The 18182-nt window shown below is 64.5% G+C and carries 15 protein-coding genes and 1 riboswitch; of the genes, 4 read left to right on the top strand and 11 right to left on the bottom strand.

Going from position 1 to position 18182, the window contains the following annotated elements; all coding sequences use genetic code 11:
- Nucleotides 1-550 (bottom strand): isocitrate lyase/phosphoenolpyruvate mutase family protein (locus VIQ49_RS07980; RefSeq protein ID WP_331882904.1); only part of this gene is annotated, 550 nt, incomplete at its 3' end.
- Complete coding sequence (locus VIQ49_RS07975) at nucleotides 550-2055, bottom strand: MmgE/PrpD family protein (RefSeq protein WP_331882902.1); 1506 nt, start codon at nucleotides 2053-2055, stop codon at nucleotides 550-552. The genes VIQ49_RS07980 and VIQ49_RS07975, both read right to left, overlap by 1 nt.
- A 119-nt stretch (nucleotides 2056-2174) precedes the next feature.
- On the opposite strand from VIQ49_RS07975, the gene VIQ49_RS07970 reads away from it, so the two are divergent.
- A complete protein-coding gene (locus VIQ49_RS07970; RefSeq protein WP_331882900.1) occupies nucleotides 2175-3608 on the top strand; it encodes a short-chain fatty acyl-CoA regulator family protein in 1434 nt (477 codons plus the stop codon).
- Between the two features lie 21 nt (nucleotides 3609-3629).
- On the opposite strand, the gene VIQ49_RS07965 is transcribed toward VIQ49_RS07970, so the two are convergent.
- A complete protein-coding gene (locus VIQ49_RS07965) occupies nucleotides 3630-5111 on the bottom strand; it encodes an APC family permease (RefSeq protein WP_331882897.1) in 1482 nt (493 codons plus the stop codon).
- A 130-nt stretch (nucleotides 5112-5241) separates the two neighbouring features.
- Here VIQ49_RS07965 and VIQ49_RS07960 point away from each other — a divergent pair, with 130 nt between their 5' ends.
- From VIQ49_RS07960 to VIQ49_RS07950, 3 genes are read left to right on the top strand one after another with little or no spacing between them, the layout of a single operon-like run.
- Nucleotides 5242-6600 (top strand): 8-oxoguanine deaminase, encoded by a 1359-nt coding sequence (locus VIQ49_RS07960; RefSeq protein ID WP_331882895.1) that lies wholly within the window; start codon nucleotides 5242-5244, stop codon nucleotides 6598-6600.
- Nucleotides 6600-7412 (top strand): FAD binding domain-containing protein, encoded by an 813-nt coding sequence (locus tag VIQ49_RS07955; protein WP_331882912.1) that lies wholly within the window; start codon nucleotides 6600-6602, stop codon nucleotides 7410-7412. The genes VIQ49_RS07960 and VIQ49_RS07955 overlap by 1 nt, the downstream gene beginning before the upstream one ends.
- A gap of 13 nt (nucleotides 7413-7425) precedes the next feature.
- The gene (locus tag VIQ49_RS07950) at nucleotides 7426-10158 is read left to right on the top strand and encodes a molybdopterin-dependent oxidoreductase (RefSeq protein ID WP_331882892.1); all 2733 of its coding nucleotides are present in this window, start codon (nucleotides 7426-7428) and stop codon (nucleotides 10156-10158) included.
- A 182-nt stretch (nucleotides 10159-10340) separates the two neighbouring features.
- Here VIQ49_RS07950 and VIQ49_RS07945 read toward each other — a convergent pair whose 3' ends face one another.
- The 8 genes from VIQ49_RS07945 to VIQ49_RS07910 all read right to left on the bottom strand — a co-directional run bounded on the left by VIQ49_RS07945 (nucleotide 10341) and on the right by VIQ49_RS07910 (nucleotide 17958).
- Entirely contained in the window at nucleotides 10341-10994 is a 654-nt protein-coding gene (locus VIQ49_RS07945; RefSeq protein ID WP_331882890.1) for a hypothetical protein, read from the bottom strand.
- The gene (locus VIQ49_RS07940) at nucleotides 10994-12697 is read right to left on the bottom strand and encodes a GMC family oxidoreductase (protein ID WP_331882888.1); all 1704 of its coding nucleotides are present in this window, start codon (nucleotides 12695-12697) and stop codon (nucleotides 10994-10996) included. Before VIQ49_RS07940 ends, VIQ49_RS07945 begins: the two co-directional genes overlap by 1 nt.
- Nucleotides 12694-14232, bottom strand: coding sequence for an NAD(P)/FAD-dependent oxidoreductase (locus VIQ49_RS07935; RefSeq protein ID WP_331882885.1), 1539 nt, complete (start codon nucleotides 14230-14232; stop codon nucleotides 12694-12696). The genes VIQ49_RS07940 and VIQ49_RS07935 overlap by 4 nt, the downstream gene beginning before the upstream one ends.
- On the bottom strand, nucleotides 14229-14756 hold the full coding sequence (locus VIQ49_RS07930; RefSeq protein WP_331882909.1) for a TetR/AcrR family transcriptional regulator: 528 nt from the start codon (nucleotides 14754-14756) through the stop codon (nucleotides 14229-14231). The genes VIQ49_RS07935 and VIQ49_RS07930 overlap by 4 nt, the downstream gene beginning before the upstream one ends.
- A 286-nt stretch (nucleotides 14757-15042) precedes the next feature.
- The gene (locus tag VIQ49_RS07925) at nucleotides 15043-16287 is read right to left on the bottom strand and encodes an acyl-CoA dehydrogenase family protein (RefSeq protein WP_331882882.1); all 1245 of its coding nucleotides are present in this window, start codon (nucleotides 16285-16287) and stop codon (nucleotides 15043-15045) included.
- A gap of 97 nt (nucleotides 16288-16384) precedes the next feature.
- Entirely contained in the window at nucleotides 16385-16855 is a 471-nt protein-coding gene (locus tag VIQ49_RS07920) for a histidine phosphatase family protein (RefSeq protein WP_331882906.1), read from the bottom strand.
- 44 nt (nucleotides 16856-16899) lie between these two features.
- Entirely contained in the window at nucleotides 16900-17712 is an 813-nt protein-coding gene (locus tag VIQ49_RS07915; protein ID WP_331882879.1) for a CbtA family protein, read from the bottom strand.
- Between the two features lie 12 nt (nucleotides 17713-17724).
- Nucleotides 17725-17958 (bottom strand): CbtB domain-containing protein, encoded by a 234-nt coding sequence (locus VIQ49_RS07910; RefSeq protein ID WP_331882876.1) that lies wholly within the window; start codon nucleotides 17956-17958, stop codon nucleotides 17725-17727.
- A 35-nt stretch (nucleotides 17959-17993) separates the two neighbouring features.
- A riboswitch (cobalamin riboswitch) is annotated at nucleotides 17994-18138 on the bottom strand.
- Nucleotides 18139-18182: the final 44 nt, after the last annotated feature.

Here is an 18182-nt window from a genome sequence, read left to right as displayed (position 1 = left end):
AGGCCTTGGTGCGGTCGATGGCCGCATCCAACCCCTCGATGGCGCGGGCATCGGTCCGGGCGCAGATGACGAACTCCGGATCTCGGCGCGCTGACACAGCGGCTTTGATACGTCCGAGCATCTGTTCGGCCGGGACCACAGCTTTGCCGTCGAGGTGGCCGCAGCGCTTCGGGTTCACCTGATCCTCGAGGTGGCATCCCGACAACCCTGCATCTTCGAGCATCGTGATGGTTCGCGCCGCACTCATCGGTTCACCGAATCCGGTGTCTGCGTCGATGAGCGTGGGCAGGTTGGTGGCCGCGGCGATCTGGCGGCCACGATCAGTTACCTCGGTCAGGGTGGTCAATCCGATATCCGGCAGACCCAGGTCTGCGGACAACGCCGCACCGGAAATGTAGACACCTTCAAACCCGATGTCGGCCACCAGCTTTGCCACCAGTGGCGAGTACGCCCCGGGCATCCGGACGATCGACTCGCTCCTCAGCCCGGCTCGTAACGCGATGCGACGATCGGTGGCGCTGACATCGGCGCCGAGAAGATGACCACCCATCAGAAGATTCCGTTCGGGACCGTGGGCGCCAGCGCGAGAACATCCGGACGCACCAGCAGGTCGAGGTCACCGAGCGAACCCGCCGGCAGATCGGCCACGCCGGCTACTGCAGCCAGGAACCGCTCTTGCTCCGCGGTGTCGATCACACCGGAGGCGAGGTCGGTGAACTTGCCTTCGTACTGCTTACGTGCAAACGGGCGAGCCCCCTGTGGGTGCGCGTCGGCGACGGCCAGCTCGTCCGAGATCACCTCACCACTGGCGAGGGTGACCACCGCGCGGGCGCCAAAGGCGCGCTGCTCGGGATCTGGATTGTGGTAGCGCTCCGTCCATTCCGCGTCTTCGACCGTCGAGATCTTGTTCCAGAGTTCGATGGTGTCGGGGCGATGGGCGCGCTCGGGCGAGTACGAGGTCTCGTGATGCCACGCTCCGTCCTGCAGCGCAACAGCGAAGATGTACATGACGGAATGATCGAGCGTCTCACGAGATGCGTTGGGGTCGAACTTCTGTGGATCATTCGAGCCGGTGCCGATGACAACGTGGGTGTGATTGCTGGTGTGCAGGACGATGGATGCGATCTGGTCGAGGTCACCGATGCGATCACGCAGACGCCGGGCCAGATCGATCGGTGCCTGACTCTGGTACTCGGCCGAGTGCTCTTTGGTGTAACTGTCGAGGATCGCCCGCTTCTCTTCGCCCGGTGCCGGCAGTGGCACCTCGTAGGCGCCGTCGGGTCCGTCGAGCAGCCAGGCGATCACACCGTCTTCGCCCTCCCAGATCGGAGAGGGTGCGCCTTCGCCACGCATCGCGCGATCAACCGCTTCGACGGCGATCTTGCCGGCTTGTGCCGGAGCAAAGGCCTTCCAACTCGAGATGAGTCCCTTACGCGACTGGCGCGTGGCGGTCGTCAGATGGACGGCCTGCCCGACTGCCTGATAGATCGTCTCCTCATCGAGGTGCAACATCGTGCCCAGGCCCGCGGCCGCAGATGCGCCGAGGTGTGCGACGTGGTCGATCTTGTGCTTGTGCAAGGAGATTCCGCGGACCAGATCGATCTGGATCTCGTAGGCGGTTGCCAAACCCCGGATCAGGTCCGCTCCGCTCACACCCAGATGCTGGCCGACTGCGACGAGCGCGGGGATGTTGTCGCCGGGGTGGGAGTACTCGGCTGCCAGGAATGTGTCGTGGTAATCGAGTTCGCGGACGGCAACACCGTTCGCCCAGGCCGCCCACTCCGGTGAATAGTTCCCGGCAACACCGAATACGCCGGCACCGCCGCTCACGGCAGGGTGGGCGATCGCCTGGGTCCGTGCGACCGTGACCGGTCGGCGCGTCACCGACGCCGCACTGACGGCAGCGTTGTCGATGATCCGGTTTCTCACCATCTCTGCGGTCGCCTCGGGGACCGCGACGGTGTCGGCAGCAACTTGCGCGATCTTCTGCGCAAGGTGCTCCGATTGCGGGAAGTCTTCAGCGCTACGACGGGTGCGAACGATGTGTTTGATCATGATTTGCACAGTACGCAGGGGTGTATCGACCTTAAAAGACCTTGCTGAGGCATATTTTTGTGGATCTTTGCGGGCCAGTTTGCGAACTTTGCAAACACTCGCGAGCTAGGCTCTCAGGCGTGGCAAAAATGTTCGTCGGCGCGCGACTGCGCCGATTACGTGAAGAACGGGCACTGACCCAGTCGGCATTGGCGAAGAGCCTGGGCCTGTCGACCAGTTACCTCAATCAGCTCGAGAACGACCAACGGCCGCTCACGGTGGCGGTGCTTCTACGTCTGACAGACACCTACGAGTTGCCCGCAAACTTCTTTTCCGCCGATACCGACGCTCGGCTCATCGCCGACCTCGGCGAGGTGCTCCACGAATACTCCGAGGCAGCCGATATCAGGCAGTCCGAACTCGACGAACTCGTGACCAGGATGCCGGCAGTCGGGCAGACGCTCGTCACCCTGCACCGCAGACTGCATGCCGCCCAGAGTGAACTCGAGACCTACCGCGCCGGAGCAGCTCCCGACCAGTCGGAGAACTCCCACGTGGTCTTCCCCGCCATGCCCTTCGAGGAGGTACGCGACTTCTTCTACGACCGGCGCAATCACATCGCCGAGCTCGACCGGGCCGCGGAGGCGACGTTCGAACGGCACGGCCTGCGGATCGGCGAACTCGATACCCAACTCGCCGAACTGCTGGCGCGGGAGCACCACGTCCACGTCGTCATCGATCGCGATTCCGATGGCGATCATCCGACAAAGCGGGCATTCGACGCTGCCAACAATGTCCTGCACATCAGCAGCCGGCTCGATCCCGGACAGCGGGCGTTTCAGATGGCCACCCAACTCGCGTTCCTGGATCAGTCGGACCGCATCGATTCCATTCTGGCGCAGGAGAACAACCTCAGTGACGAGTCCGTGCCGGTGGCCCGGATCGGACTGGCGAATTACTTCGCCGGCGCACTTCTCCTGCCTTACGAGCAGTTCCGGGCCACCGCCGAGGCGCAGCGCTACGACGTCGACAAACTGGGTATGGCCTTCCGGGTCGGTTTCGAGACCATCTGCCACCGGCTGTCCACGCTGCAGCGTCCCCGCAACCGCGGCGTGCCGTTCATCTTCGTCCGGATCGACCGCGCAGGAAACATTTCGAAGCGTCAGTCCGCCACGGCTTTTCACTTCTCGCGGGTCGGCGGCAGCTGCCCGCTGTGGGTGGCGCACGAGGCCTTCTCGCAGCCCGGTCGCGTACTCACCCAGGTGGCCCAGATGCCGGATGGCCGGACTTACCTGTGGACAGCCCGGACCGTCCGCTCTTCGTCGGCCGGCCATCTTGCGCCGGAGAAGATGTTTGTCATCGCGCTGGGCTGCGACATCTCGTACGCCGACCGCCTTGTCTACTCCACCGGGATCGCGGTGGACGATCCAGCCATCACGGTGCCGATCGGCGCCGGGTGCAAGGTCTGCGACCGTCCCGCCTGCTCACAGCGAGCATTTCCGCAGCTGGGCCGCACGGTGGTGGTCGACGAACGCCGCAGCAGCGATCTGCCCTACCCTGCCTCCACCAGGTGAGCGCCGACGGCTGATGCCCACCTACGCGTTCGCGCTGTGATCATCGACAACGTTGTCGTCCTCTGGGAACCCACCCTGGCGGTTCTCCATCCGATTCACCACGTAGGTCACGCCCCAGAGCACGACGCCGAGCAACAACATCACGCCCGCGATCTTGTACTGGATCATCTGCGCAGAGGTGCGAGCCCACGGTCCGGCGAGGAACAGGCACAAGATCGCGCCGAGTACCGGAATCCAGACCGGCGCCCGGAAGAAGGTCTTGTCTTCGCCGCGCTTGAGGACGAGACAGCAGACGTTCACCACGGCGAACACACAGAGCAACAGCAAGCCCGTTGTACCCGACAGCGCCGCCACAACGTCGTTGTCCGACAACTGATTCACCACGATGATGAGTCCGAGGGCCAGGACGGTGGTGAAGATGATCGCGCTCCACGGCGACCGCCGGTTCGGCAGAATCCCACCCAGCGCTCGCGGCAGCACCCGTTGCTTCGACATGCCGTAGATCAACCTGCTCGCCATCAGCATGTTGATCAGGGCGGTGTTGGCAACCGCGAAAACGGTGAGATACGGGAATATCTCGTCGATCGGTACCGAGGGCGCACCGATTCGAACCACATGCAGGAGAATGCCTTCGTCGCCGGAGTCGTAATCGAGTGGCAACACCGCGATCACCGCAACAACGACAAACACGTATATCAGGCAGGCCACACCGAGTCCCGAAAGCATCACTTTGGGAAAGATCTTCTGCGGTTCCTTGGTCTCCTCGACCATGTTCACCGAATCCTCGAAACCCACCATCGCGAAGAACGCGATGGTCGTCGCTATTGTCGTGGCCAGGAACCAGCCCTTGTCGTTGGCGTCCTCGAACACAACCAGGTTGCCGATGTCGCCCTCACCGGTTCCCCGTCCGGCGGCCACGAATCCGATGACGATGACAATCGCCAGCGCGAGAATCTCCACCGCGGTGAGGATCACGTTGAACCGGACCGACTCCCCCACGCCGCGCAGGTTGATCAACGCCAGGACGAGCATGAACCCGAGGGCAACCGCCAACTGTGCGCCATCGCCGGTGGGCACATCGAACCAGCCCAATCCGTCCGCGCTGCTGAACGATTCGTGTAGCCCTTCGAGCAGGTTGCCGGCGACCACGTTCGACGACGTCGAAGCGCTGGTGATGCCGGAGCAGACCACCGCGAACGCCACCAGGAAGGTCAGGAAGTGGATCCGGAACGCCTTCTGTGTGTACAGCGCCGCGCCCGCGCACTTCGGGAATTTCGTGACCAGCTCCAGATACGAGAATGCGGTCAGGGTGGCCACCGCGAACGCCAGGATGAACGGCACCCACGCCATCCCTCCGACATTGCCGATCATCTGGCCGGTGACCGCATAGACACCGGCCCCGAGGATGTCGCCGACGATGAACAGGAGCAGCAGACCGGGCCCCATCACCCGTTTCAGTTCAGGTTCGGACTTCGAAGCGGGATCAATTGTCGTTTCTGTCATTTCAGATCCTCCCGGTAAGAGGCCGCCAATCGGCCGCAGCCGTTTTCCCGACTCAATGATGATATTCCTCAGCAGGCCCCAGGATGTCGGTTGTCATTTTTTCGTAACGCGCCCGTCGTACGGTGACGCCATGAGCACCGTGATCGAGAATGTCTACGTCGTCACCATGGATGCCGTGCGCCGGGAGTTACATTCCGGTTCCGTGGTGTTTGATGGCAACTCGATCACCGCCGTGATCGAAGGGCCTGTGGACGCGCAGATCGCGGCCGATTCCGAGGTCATCGACGGGACCGGGTGCGTCCTGACGCCGGGCCTGATCAACACACACCACCATCTGTACCAGTGGATCACCCGGGGCCTGGCCGCCGATCACACGCTGTTCCAGTGGCTGACCACGCTGTATCCGGTCTGGGCCGGCATCGATGAGGCCAGCGTCCACGTCGCCGCGACCGGGGCGCTGGGCCGATTGGCGTTGTCCGGTTGCACCACCAGCACCGATCACCACTACGTCTTCCCCAAGGAAGGGGGCGACCTGCTCGCGGCCGAGATACTCGCCGCGCAGGCGGTCGGATTGCGTTTTCATCCCACCCGGGGATCGATGGATCTGAGCGAAAAGGACGGTGGCCTACCGCCCGACAGCGTGGTCGAGACCATCGATCAGATCATGACCGCGAGTTCGGATGCGATCGACCGTTGGCATGATCCGTCGCCGGATGCCATGGTCAAGATCGCACTGGCCCCCTGTTCCCCTTTTTCCGTCACCGCGGACCTGCTGCGCGCGTCGGCAGAGCTGGCCCGCGAGAAGAATGTGCGGCTCCACACGCACCTCGCCGAAACCGTCGACGAATCCGATTACACCGCTGAGCATTTCGGTTGTACCCCGCTGGAATACATGGAGACCGTTGGCTGGCTGGGCGACGACGTCTGGTTTGCTCACGGTGTGCACTTCGATGACACATCGATCTCAACGCTCGCCGCCACCGGTAGCGGAGTTGCGCACTGCCCCACCTCCAACGGGCGTTTGGGAGCCGGGATCGCGCGAACCCACGACCTGATCGCGGCCGGTGTGCCCGTCGGCCTGGGCGTCGACGGCGCCGCGTCCAACGAATCGAGCCGCCTTCTCGAAGAGGCCCATCAGGCAGTGCTGATGGCACGGGCCGTCGGCGGTCCGACCGCACTCACCACTCGTGAGGCGTTCGAGCTGGCAACGCTGGGCGGGGCGCGGGTACTCGGGTATCAGGACACGCTCGGATCCATCGAGCCCGGCAAACTCGCCGACCTGGTGCTGTGGCGCATCGACGGTCTGGGCCACAGCGGTATCGAAGATCCGGTGGCGGCACTCGTACTCGGCGACGTCCCGCCCATCGAACGTCTGTGGGTCAACGGCAAGACAGTTGTCAGCGGCGGTGAATTGACCACCATCGACGCCGAAGACACCGCCCGCAAAGTCGCCGCCGCGCACGACGCGCTGATAGCCAAGGCGGGATGATGGATCTCCACACGATTGAAAGCATCGAAACACCGCGTACACGCGCCGATCTGACCGGGCTGAGTGCCACCGACGGCCTGTTGTCGGGCGGCACCTGGTTGATGAGTGAGCCGCAGATGCACCTGCGGCGACTGATCGACCTGCGTGGACTCGACTGGCCCGACCTCACCGTCACCGAGCAAGGCCTGGAGATAGCCGCCACTTGCACCATCGAGAGGCTCATCGCCGCGGAGTACCCACCGGAATGGCGCGCCACCCCGGTTTTTTCCGCGGCGGCCCGAGCGCTCGTGGCGTCGTTCAAGATCTGGAAGAACGCCAGTGTTGGCGGCAACATCTGCCTCGGTTTCCCGGCGGGGGCGATGATCTCGATGACCTCGGCGCTCGACGCGGTGCTGCTGGTCTGGAAGGCAGATGGCAGCGATCAACGCCTTTCGGTCCCGGAGTTCGTCGTGGCACAGAACCAGACCGCCCTCGAACCCGGAGATGTACTGCGCTCCATCATGATTCCGGCGTCAGCGCTCACACAGCCCACCACACTGCGCAAGATGGCCATGTCGCCCCTGGGACGATCCGGTGTGGTGGTGATCGGACGCCGAGAGCCTGCCGGTGCGCTGATCTCGGTCACCGCCGCCACCCGCGTGCCGTTTGTGATCAGCACCAAATCCATGGAACCCGACGAGGTTGCCGCCCAGGTCGATTCGGCGATACCACCGCAGGCGTACTATTCCGATGCTCATGGGGCCGCGGACTGGCGACGTCACGTCACCGGCGTACTGACCCGGGACGTCGTGGTCGAGCTGGCCGGTTCGTGAAGGACTGAAACACATGAAGATCAACGGAAAGCCCGTCGAAGCCCACCCCACGCCGGGCCAGTGCCTGCGCACATTCATCCGCGACCAGGGCGAGGACAGCGTCAAGAAGGGTTGTGACGCCGGTGATTGCGGCGCCTGTTCGGTCCTGATCGACGGTGAACCGCACCATTCGTGCCTGATCCCGGCATTCCGGGTGTCCGAGGCCGAGATCACCACCGTGTCCGGCCTCGGCACCCCCGACAACCTGCATCCCCTCCAGCAGAGATTTGTCGATGCGGCCGGATTCCAGTGCGGGTTCTGCACCGCCGGCATGGTGGTCACGGTCAGCGCGCTCGACCGGGCTCAGCGCGACGATCTCCGGCAGAGCCTCAAGGGGAACCTGTGCCGCTGCACCGGATACCGCTCCATCTGCGACGCGATCGACGGTGTCGTGGGGACCGAGAAGGTCTCCACCGGTGATCCGGGCCCGACGGTGGGCCGGTCGATCCCGGCGCCGGCGGCGAAGCGCATCGTCACCGGTACCGAGCCGTACACGATGGACCTTCAGCCCGCCGACCTCGGACACATCGCGGTGGTCGGTAGCCCGCACCCCCATGCCCGGATCCTGTCGATCGACACCACCGCGGCCGAGCAGATGCCCGGGGTCCGTGCGGTCCTGACCCATCGGGACGATCCCGGTGTCCCGTTCTCCACTGCTCGTCACGAGAATCGCCTCGACGATCCCGACGACACGTACGTCTTCGACACCACCGTTCGATTCGTCGGTCAGCGGGTCGCGGCCGTCGTCGCCGACTCGATCGCGATCGCCCGCCGTGCCGCCGAATTGATCACCGCCGAATACAAGATCCTGCCTGCCAACTTCGATCCGGCACTGGCCACAGAACCCGGCACGCCACTGATCCACGGCGACAAGGGCCCAGGCGTCCGCATCGCGGATCCACAGAGCAATCTGGTTGCCGGATTCGAGGGCACGACCGGCGATGTGGATGCCGGCATCGAACAAGCCCGGGCCGCCGGTGGCACGGTGGTCACGGGGCGGTGGCAGAGCGCGCGCGTCCAACACGCACATCTCGAAACCCACGGGGCGGTCGGCTGGCGAGATGACGAAGGCCGCTTGGTCATTCGGTCGAGCACCCAGGTTCCCTTCCTGATCCGGGACGAGTTGTGCCACATCTTCGGGCTACGCGCCGCCGATGTCCGCGTCCACACCGCCCGGGTCGGGGGCGGATTCGGTGGCAAGCAGGAGCTGCTCACCGAGGACCTGGTGTTGCTGGCCATGCTCAAGACCGGCCGCAATGCGGTCTATGAATTCACCCGGAGCGACCAGTTCACCATCGCGCCCTGCCGTCATCCGATGCGCATCGACGTCACGGCGGCCGCCGGATCCGACGGGGTCCTGACCGCGCTGTCGGTCTCGGTGCTGTCGGATGCGGGCGCCTATGGCAATCACAGCACCGGTGTGCTGTTCCACTCGTGTGGTGAATCGATCGCGTTGTATCGCTGCGCGAACAAGCACGTCGACGCACGAGCGGTGTACACCAACAACATTCCGTCAGGTGCGTTCCGAGGCTACGGGCTCGGGCAGGTCTCGTTCGGGGTCGAGGGTGCGATCGACGAACTCGCCGCCCGGCTGGGCATCGACCCGTTCGAGATGCGACGTATCAACACCACTGTGCCCGGAGATCCGTTTGTCACCTGGGAAGTCGAATCCGACGATCTCGAATACGGCAGCTACGGACTCGACCAGTGCCTGGACCTGGCTCAGGGTGCACTGCAGTCGGGGCGTACAGATTCCACCCGCAACGGTGATGCTCTCGCATCCCAGCCTGATTGGCGCATCGGCGAAGGCATGGCCACGACCATGATCGCCACGATTCCGCCGCGCGGTCACCACGCCGATGCGCTGATGACCCTCACCGCTGAAGGTGCCTACGTCGCTGCGGTGGGTACCGCCGAGTTCGGAAACGGAACCACCACGGTTCTCACCCAGATCGCCGCCTCCGCACTCGGCTGCGCGCCCAGCCAGATCGTCATCAAGCAATCCGACACCGACGTGGTCGGCCACGACACCGGTGCGTTCGGATCGGCCGGCACCGTGGTCGCGGGCAAAGCCCTGAACTCTGCGTGCACCGAACTCCGTCGGCTCATCATCGAGCTCGCCGCAACACAACTCGGGGCCGACCCGGCCGAGTGTGTGCTCGGACCTCAGGGTGTACAGGCCGGCCCGGCGTTCATCGATCTCGCCGGAGTGGCGGCTGCGGCCGGTGGCGCCCTCGAATGCAGCGGCACCCACGACGGCAGCCCACGGTCGGTGGCCTACAACGTGCACGCGTTCCGGGTGGCGGTCAACACCGGTACCGGTGAGGTGCGGATCCTGCAGTCCCTGCAGGCCGCCGACGCCGGCGTGGTCATGAACCCGCAGCAGTGTCGCGGACAGATCGAAGGCGGTGCGGCCCAAGCCATCGGAACGGCCCTGTATGAGGAGATGATCCTCACCGACGGGCACGTGATCACCCAGGAGCTGCGGAGCTATCACATTCCTCAACTGGCAGACGTCCCTCGTACCGACGTCTATTTCGCCGACACCTACGATTCCGTCGGCCCACTCGGCGCGAAGTCGATGAGCGAGGCGCCATACAACCCGGTGGCCCCGGCCCTGGAAAGTGCCATCCGCAACGCCATCGGCGTCCGCATCCACCAGCTGCCCATGAACCCGCCCCGCGTCTGGCGCGCCATCACCACCTGACCCACCCTCCGCCGAGCGTGCCGAAATCACCGTCGAGCGTGCCCATCCCACCGAGCATGCCCAACGAACCGCCGAGCGTGCCAAAGATACCGTCGAGTGGGCCGAAAATACCAGGGTCACAGTCGATCCCGTGCACCTTCGGCACGCTCGACGGTGATTTCGGCACGCTCGGCGGGGTGAGGTCAGGATGAGATGATGGTGCGGGCGATGCCGGTTTCCATGGTCCCGGAAACGATCTGCAGGCCGTGATGGGTGCCGGGTTTGAGCCAACCGGTCAACGTCGGGCCTTCCCCGAGGACGGTGACTTTCGCATAGCGGGCCCGACCGGTCAGTCTGGTCGACGCGATCTCCAGGCCGCCGTCAACCGGCTGGGCAAATCCGAGACCGCCCCTGATCGGGAACGACGGGCCTCGCCCATCCGACTGGGTTTCCACCAGCCAGTCGCGGCCCGATGCCCCCGAACCGTCGAGGACGTCGCCGGTGAAGTCGCCCAGCACCTTGGGCAGATTCCAGTGCGCCCGGCCACCGTGCACCGAGGCAGCCGAGTCGACGGCGATGAACGGAACCGAGAGCCTGGGCATCACACCGCGACCCCCGCCCGGGCGGCGAAGTACCGGACTGGCCAGGATCTCTCGGTAGGGCCCGACCGGCGAATCCAGGTAGTCCACCACCATTCCGACGGTGATATCGATGGTCGAGTCCCGGGCACCGAGCGCGATTGCCTGCTCGGTCGCCCGATGCCACCAGAGCGTGGCCCGCACCGTCGCGGGCCACGGCGGCGGCGAACTCACCGGCAACTGCGCCGGAACATCTTCGGATTCGGCCACACTCCACATCAGTGGGCTCCTTCAACTTCGGAAACGGTCACGAGCAGCGGAAGGCGCAGCGCGGCAGGCGCAGCGGCGGGCACAACCGGCGCCACCGGCGGCACCGCGAAAACCCGGAGGTACGCCTCACCCAGCCTCGGACGCGGATCGGCCTCACCCTTGTTGGGCCACAGCGCAATCGCCCGCTCGGCCTGTGCGGCGATGGTCAGCGACGGGTTCACACCGAGATTCGCGCTCACCGCGGAACCGTCGATCACATGCAGTCCGGGATGTCCGAATACGCGGTGATACGGATCGACTACCCCGCGATCGGCGTCCGGTCCGATGACGCAGCCGCCGAGGAAGTGCGCGGTCATCGGGATGTTGACCACCTCGGCCATCGATCCACCCGGATCGCCGTCGATCTTGTCCGCCAGCAGCCGGATCGCCTCGTGTCCTTGCGGAACCCACTCCGGTGGCGGCTTCCCGGAACCGGGCCGGCTGGTCAGTCGGCGACCGAAGACACCGCGCCTGGACGCCAACTCGAGTGAGTTGTCGTCGGTCTGCATCACGAGCGCGATGACGGTCTTCTCCGACCAGTGCCGCACCGACAGACTCCGGACAAACGCAGCCGGATGACGCACGGCGACCCCGACCGTCTTGAGAATCCGCGGCGTTCGGCCACCACCGTCGGTCAACACCGTCTGCAGGAGTCCGATGGCGTTGCTGCCCTTGCCATATCGCACCGGCTCGATGTGTGTGTGATCGTCGGGATGGAACGATGAGGTGATGGCGACACCGTTGGTGTAGTCGGTGTCGCGATTGCGTGCCGTAGCAGCCAGCACCGCCTCGGAGTTGGTGCGCACCACCGAACCCAGCCGATCGGACAGCTCGGGAAGCTCACCGGTCTCTTTCATCGCCAGCAGCAACTTCTGCGTGCCGTAGGTTCCGGCCGCCAGCACCACCTGCCCGGCGCGGATGTTCTTCTCCCGGCGCCGCAGTTTGCCACCGGTCCGTCGGGTCACGACCTCGTAGCCCTCGCCGCTCGGGCGGATCGCACGCACCGTGGTCAGCGGCAGCACCGTCACGCCGGCCTTTTCTGCCAGGTGCAGGTAATTCTTCACCAGTGTGTTCTTGGCACCCACCCGGCAGCCGGTCATGCAGGATCCACATTCGGTGCAGGCGGTCCGCACGGGTCCGGCCCCGCCGAAGAACGGATCCTGCACCCGCTCCCCGGGATTCCCGAACAGCACCCCCACCGGTGTGGTGGTGAAGGTCGAACCAACACCCATGTCGTCGGCGACCTCACGCATCACCTTGTCGGCAGCCGTCACGCTCGGGTTGTCGACGACACCGAGCATCCGGCGGGCCTGGTCGTAGTACGGGTCGAGTTCGTCGAACCAGTCGGTGATGTCGCCCCATTGCGGATCTTCGAAGAAGCGCTGCGGCGGCTGATACAGCGTGTTGGCGTAGTTCAGCGAACCACCCCCCACTCCCGCTCCCGCCATCACCAGGACATCGGGCAAGAGGTGGATTCGCTGGATGCCATAGCAACCCATCCACGGTGCCCACAGGTATTTTCGCAAGCGCCAGCTGGTCTTCGGCAGTTCTTCGTCGTCGAAGCGGCGTCCGGCCTCCAGAACCGCCACCTTGTAACCTTTTTCGGCCAGGCGCAATGCGGCCACCGATCCCCCGAAGCCGGATCCGACGATCACCACGTCGTAGTCGTTCATGCGGGCTCACTTTCCAGCGACCGCGGGGCAGGCGCACCGCGAACGAGTTCGAAATCGCTCAGGTCTGCTCTGAGCAGGAGCTTGCGGAACTCCCACGTGAAGGTCGGCCACATCACGGAGTTGCGGCCCTTGCGATCGAAGTACCAACTGGAGCAGCCACCGGCGTTCCAGACCGTGTCGGTGAGCTGTTGGTCGATGTCGGCGTTGTAGGCCTCTTGCGCTCGCTCCGTCACATCGACGCTGAGCAGCTTCCGGTCGGACATCTGCGCAATCGCCGAATTGATGTAATTGGCTTGCGATTCCAGCATGTACACGATCGAACTGTGTCCGAGATTGGTGTTGGGCCCGTACATCAGGAACAGATTCGGGAAGCCGTTCACCGACGTCCCCCGGTACGCACTGGGGCTGCCGTTCCAGGATTCGGCCAGGCTTTTGCCGTCTACGCCGTGCAGCACCTGCGCCACCGGAGGTTCCGTTGCGGTGAATCCGGTACCGAAGACCACCGCGTCGACCTTGTGCTCGACACCGTGTCCGTCGACGACGCCGTTTGCGGTCATCGCCGACATACCGCTGTCCACGAGGTCCACATCCGGCCGGGACAGCGTCCGAAGCCAGGTGTTGCTCAACAACATCCGCTTACAACCGATGGTGAAACGGGGGGTCAGCTTCTTCCGCAGCGCCGGGTCCTTGACCTGCCTGCGCAGCTGCCCCGTGGCAAGCATCTTGAACAGTGGCAGCAGGAATGTGAACTTCGCCAACGCCACGACGTAGCCTTCGCGATAGACGTAGAGACCACCCCGGGCGAACTTCTGCGCCACCGGCAGCGCCCTGTACAGCCTGCGCTCGAACGTTCCGATCGGCCGGTCCAGTCGCGGGATGATCCAGGCCGGTGTGCGCTGGAAGACGGTCAGATGTTCTGCAGGATCGGCTAATTCAGGAACGAATTGAATGGCCGAGGCTCCGGTTCCGACCACCGCGATGCGCCTTCCCTCCGGATCGAAACCGTGATCCCAGGTGGCGCTGTGGAACATCGTCCCGGTGAAATCACCGATCCCGGGTACATCCGGGAAGCTCGGATTCGACAGGGTTCCCGTCGCCGCGACCAGCAGTTGCGCCGACGTCGTGCCCCGTGTGGTCTCGACGTTCCACCGCGAGGCCACCGGATCCCATCGCGCACTGAGCAACTCGCAGTCGAACAGGGTGCGCTCGCGGATACCGCGGCTGTCCGCCACCGACTTCAGGTAGTCGAAGATCTCCGGCTGCCTCGCGTAATTGTTCGTCCACGCCGGGCTGGGTGCGAAGGAGAACGAGTACAGGTTGCTCGGAACATCGCAGGCCGCACCGGGATAGGTGTTGTCGCGCCAGGTGCCGCCCACGTCCGAGGCGCGTTCGATGAGTACGACGTCGGCCGAGGTCTTTTCGGTCAGCAGCTTGTTCGCCGCGGCCAGTCCGGCAAAGCCGGTTCCGACGATCAGCGTGTGCACCTGGGACGGCAGCGCAGCCAGCGGATCGGGGCGTGTGGGGCTGATAGTCATTTGTCGGTCACCATTGCCTCCCAGATCGGGATCAGGCGCTCACGCATCTCCCGGTCGGTTGTGTTGTTGCGGAACAGGGCTGAGACCGCCAGTCCCCTGGCGAGTTCGACGCTGATCTCGATGGCTTCCGGCGACATACGGTCACCGAAGATGGCCGCACCACCGGCCCGGATGGCTTCATTCACCCTCGCCTCGAGCGGCAGTACCGCGGCATGCAGCACCTGATCGGTGCGAGCTGCGATCCACAGTTCGAGCGCCGCGTAGAACAGTGGGCCCGAGAACGCGTCGAGAAACAGTTCGACGCCCGCAGAGTCGTCGTCCACATGCGCATCGAGCAGTTCGGCGAGACGCTGCTCCACCAGATGCTCGACAGCGGCGACCACCAACGACTCCTTGGTCGGGAAGTGGTGCAGCTGCGCGCCTCTGGAGACGCCCGCGCGGCGCGATATCTCCTGGGTGCTGGTCCCCGCGTAGCCGTTGTCGACGAGGGAGCCGATCGCCGCATCGAGGAGCCGGGTCCGCATCTGCGCGGTCCGCTGGGCCTGGGTGCGACCGGGGGCGGCGACGGGGTCGCCGGCCTCGGACACACGGGCTTCGGACACGCTGGCGTCGGGTGCGCCGGGTTCAGGTGTGCTGGTAGCCACATCAGGAGGCTAGCGAAGAATTAAGAAACAGTCCAGTCTGTTTGTAAATATTCCCTGACGGCACATCTATCCTTGGACGACACATCAACGAAAGACGGCCATGCCCCACCGGCGCAATGGTTCCCGCACCTGTGGGGACACGACCGTGTGAAACCCCCGTTTCCGGCTACCGGGCCAGAACCCCCTTGGCCACGTGGGTGACCTGGATTTCGTTGCTCCCGGCGTAGATCATCAGCGACTTCGCATCACGGGCCAATTGCTCCACCCGGTATTCGGCCATATAGCCGTTGCCGCCGAACAGCTGCACTGCTTCCATCGCCACGTCGGTGGCCGCACGTGAGGAGTACAGCTTCATCGCGGAGGCCTCGGCGAGTCCGAGCGGCTTGCCCGCCTTCGACCGTTCGAGAGCGTGAAACACCATGTTCTGGACGTTGAACCGCGCGACTTCCATCTCGGCGAGCTTCAGCTGGATCAGCTGCAACTCCGAGATCGGTTTGCCCCACAGCACGCGCTGCTTGGCGTAGTCGATGCACAGCCGCTGACACTCGTTGATGACGCCCAGCGAGATCGACGCGATCCCGACGCGCTCGAGCACGAATCCGGCCTTGGCGCCTTCACCCCCGGTACCGCCGCCGGTGTCCTCGGTTTCGCCCAGCAGGCGATCCTTGCCGACTTTCACGTTGTCGAAGAACAGCTCGCCGGTCGGCGAGGACATGATGCCCATCTTCTTGAACGGCTTGCCCTGCGTGAAGCCCTCCATCCCCTTGTCGAGAACAAAGGTGAGGACTTTACGATGGCGTCGGTCGACATCGGCGTCGCCTTCGTCGAGCTTGGCGAACACCACGGCGGTATCGGCAAACGGACCGTTCGTGATGAACGTCTTCTGGCCGTTGAGGATGTAGTTTTCCCCGTCGCGCCGAACCGTTGTCTTCATGCCGCCCAACGCATCCGAGCCGGAATCCGGCTCGGTGATGGCCCAGGCGCCGACCTTGTTCATGGTGACCAGATCCGGCAGCCAGCGCTTCTTCTGGGCCAGCGTTCCGCGCGACCGGATGGTCGACGGGGTCAGTCCCATGCTCACGCCCATCGAGGCGACGATTCCCATGCTCACACCGGACAACTCAATGTTCAGAATTGACGCCATCGACGTCATGCCCGCACCACCGGAACCCGACTTCGCCGGTTCATCGGTCTTCTCCCCGGCGGCCGCGGCCTCCTCGCGGGCGAAGTCTTTCTCGAGCGCGTCGGCTGCCATCGCGTCGATACCGAAGGTCTTGAGCATCAAGCGGATGATGTCGTAGGGCGGCATGTTGCCCGTCTCGAGCTCGTCGACGTGCGGACGTATCTCCTTGTCGATGAATCCGCGGACGGCGTCCCGCACCATCAGGTCTTCTTCGGACCACTCGAACATTCTCAGCTCCCCTGGCGTCGACACAATTCCTGCAACCCAACACTAGAACAAGTTTCAGTTTTTGTGCCAGGTTCGCCGATCGCCTCGGCGGTACCCCTCAGCCGAATCGGACCCGCCACCGGGCACCTCGCCGCGACAGGTTCACCACGCGAGCGGGCGCGACCTCGACACTCCAGAAATCGCAGCCGAGCGCCGCTGCCACCAGACCTTGCGCGGTGCCACTGGTCACCACCGCGACCGAGTCCGCCTCGGCACAGCCTCCGAGCCAATCACCCAGTCGTGCAACGAATGCGGTGACGCTCTCACCGCCATGCGACGCGAAGTCCGGATCTGCCAGCCACGAGCCGAGTTGCGCCGGATCAATCTGTTCCGGCGTACAACCGATCCAGGAACCGAGGTCGATGGACGAGAGCATCGGTTCGATCGGGCCCACATAACCGGTCAGCTCAGCAGTTTCGACGGCCGAACGTTCCGGCGCGATGTCAGCGTGCCTGGAGACAGACAAACGCAGCCGCGCACAATCGGCGCGGCCGCGTTTGTCGAGTGGATCGTCGGCACCGAAACTCAGTGCCGCGTTCGGCCCGGTACGGGCCGCGGTGACCAGACGCAGGTTCAGCCGGCGCTCACAGATGCCGGGGCCTGCGCTGCTCGTGCCTGACGCTTGCCGATCATCGTCAAGATCACCGCGAACACCAGTCCGAGGACGGTCCAGAGGATGATCTGGTTCAGCACCGAGTAGAAGCGGAAGTCACCGAAAGCGTCCGCGGGGAAGCCGGACAGGACGATGATGTCGCCGTTGAGCAGCTCACCGGATATCTCGTCGTACTTGGGCAGCAGGAGGATGGCGATTCCGGCCGCCGCCAGGTACGCCGCGCCCGACACGATGGCGGAGTACAACCCGCCGATTTTCGGCGACAGATAGAACGCGAGCACCCAGGCGGCGATCATGAACGCGACGGACAACACCGTGATCGTGAGGAATGCGCTGGTCCGCCCGTTGATCGTGCCTTCGAGGTCGACTGCGGGAGGATTGGCCGGGTAGGCGCAGAACGGGATCAGGAAGACGGCCACGAAACCGGAGGCCGCAAGCAGCCCGGCGACCGCACGCGGGTCGGTCTGCGGGTGGCGACGTCCCACGTACGACCAGAGCACTGTGAACGCCACCGCGAAAAACGCGCCCATGATGAGGCCGAAGGCCACGGTGCCGATTCCGGCACCGATGTTCTGCTGGATGGTGCGTGAGAAGACCTCGTGCTCGTGGCCGTGGTCGCCGCCGGCGATCTCCAGCTCGGCGTGCGACCGGCTCTCTTCGTAGCCGATGGCCCGGTCGACGAGCGGTTCGAGGTAGATACGGGCGAAAATGAACGCGACTATTCCGGCGACCAGACCCGAGAGCAGGCCGGCGCCGATGAATTTCTTTTCCATGGTGTCAGTTGCTCAGTGGCACGGGAATCCGAGGAAATGACGTGAGTCATGGATGAACTCGTGGACGTGGGTATCCGACCCGAAGACCGACACCGCCCCTTGATCGAATCCGAGGAAGTAGTAGGCCAGAGCGGCCACGAACGTCGTCGCGGTCAGCCACAACGCGGCGTTGGCCGCCGAGACGTCGGGCACGGCGACTGACAGCTTGGCCCCCGAGATCGGTTGGGCCACTGAAGAACTCGTCACATTATCTCCTCTTGCGGGTAAACGCGCCCGCGTCCGTTTGATATGCGCTGAGTGCCGGTGCTCTGACTCGTCCGTCAGATCACGAATGACCTGCCGAACCCACAGTGGCGCGACCGTTCCGGATTCACACCGGATTTCCCGTTCACACAGCGTGAGCCGACTCTATTCGCGCGACTTTTCGCCGGTCAAGGCGGGCGGGGTATCCGATCTCCGGCGCCCGTGTC

This window comes from Williamsia sp. (genome assembly GCF_036566845.1).
Taxonomy (GTDB): Bacteria; Actinomycetota; Actinomycetes; order Mycobacteriales; family Mycobacteriaceae; genus Williamsia.
Note: the sequence above shows the minus strand (reverse complement) of the source record. Positions and strands in the feature narration are given on the sequence as shown.

Coding starts and splice junctions, on each gene's coding strand:
- VIQ49_RS07975 (WP_331882902.1), bottom strand. CDS start 2,055: ATGATCAAACACATCGTTCGCACCCGTCGTAGCGCTGAAGACTTCCCG.
- VIQ49_RS07965 (WP_331882897.1), bottom strand. CDS start 5,111: ATGACAGAAACGACAATTGATCCCGCTTCGAAGTCCGAACCTGAACTG.
- VIQ49_RS07960 (WP_331882895.1), top strand. CDS start 5,242: ATGAGCACCGTGATCGAGAATGTCTACGTCGTCACCATGGATGCCGTG.
- VIQ49_RS07955 (WP_331882912.1), top strand. CDS start 6,600: ATGGATCTCCACACGATTGAAAGCATCGAAACACCGCGTACACGCGCC.
- VIQ49_RS07950 (WP_331882892.1), top strand. CDS start 7,426: ATGAAGATCAACGGAAAGCCCGTCGAAGCCCACCCCACGCCGGGCCAG.
- VIQ49_RS07945 (WP_331882890.1), bottom strand. CDS start 10,994: ATGTGGAGTGTGGCCGAATCCGAAGATGTTCCGGCGCAGTTGCCGGTG.
- VIQ49_RS07940 (WP_331882888.1), bottom strand. CDS start 12,697: ATGAACGACTACGACGTGGTGATCGTCGGATCCGGCTTCGGGGGATCG.
- VIQ49_RS07935 (WP_331882885.1), bottom strand. CDS start 14,232: ATGACTATCAGCCCCACACGCCCCGATCCGCTGGCTGCGCTGCCGTCC.
- VIQ49_RS07930 (WP_331882909.1), bottom strand. CDS start 14,756: ATGCGGACCCGGCTCCTCGATGCGGCGATCGGCTCCCTCGTCGACAAC.
- VIQ49_RS07925 (WP_331882882.1), bottom strand. CDS start 16,287: ATGTTCGAGTGGTCCGAAGAAGACCTGATGGTGCGGGACGCCGTCCGC.
- VIQ49_RS07915 (WP_331882879.1), bottom strand. CDS start 17,712: ATGGAAAAGAAATTCATCGGCGCCGGCCTGCTCTCGGGTCTGGTCGCC.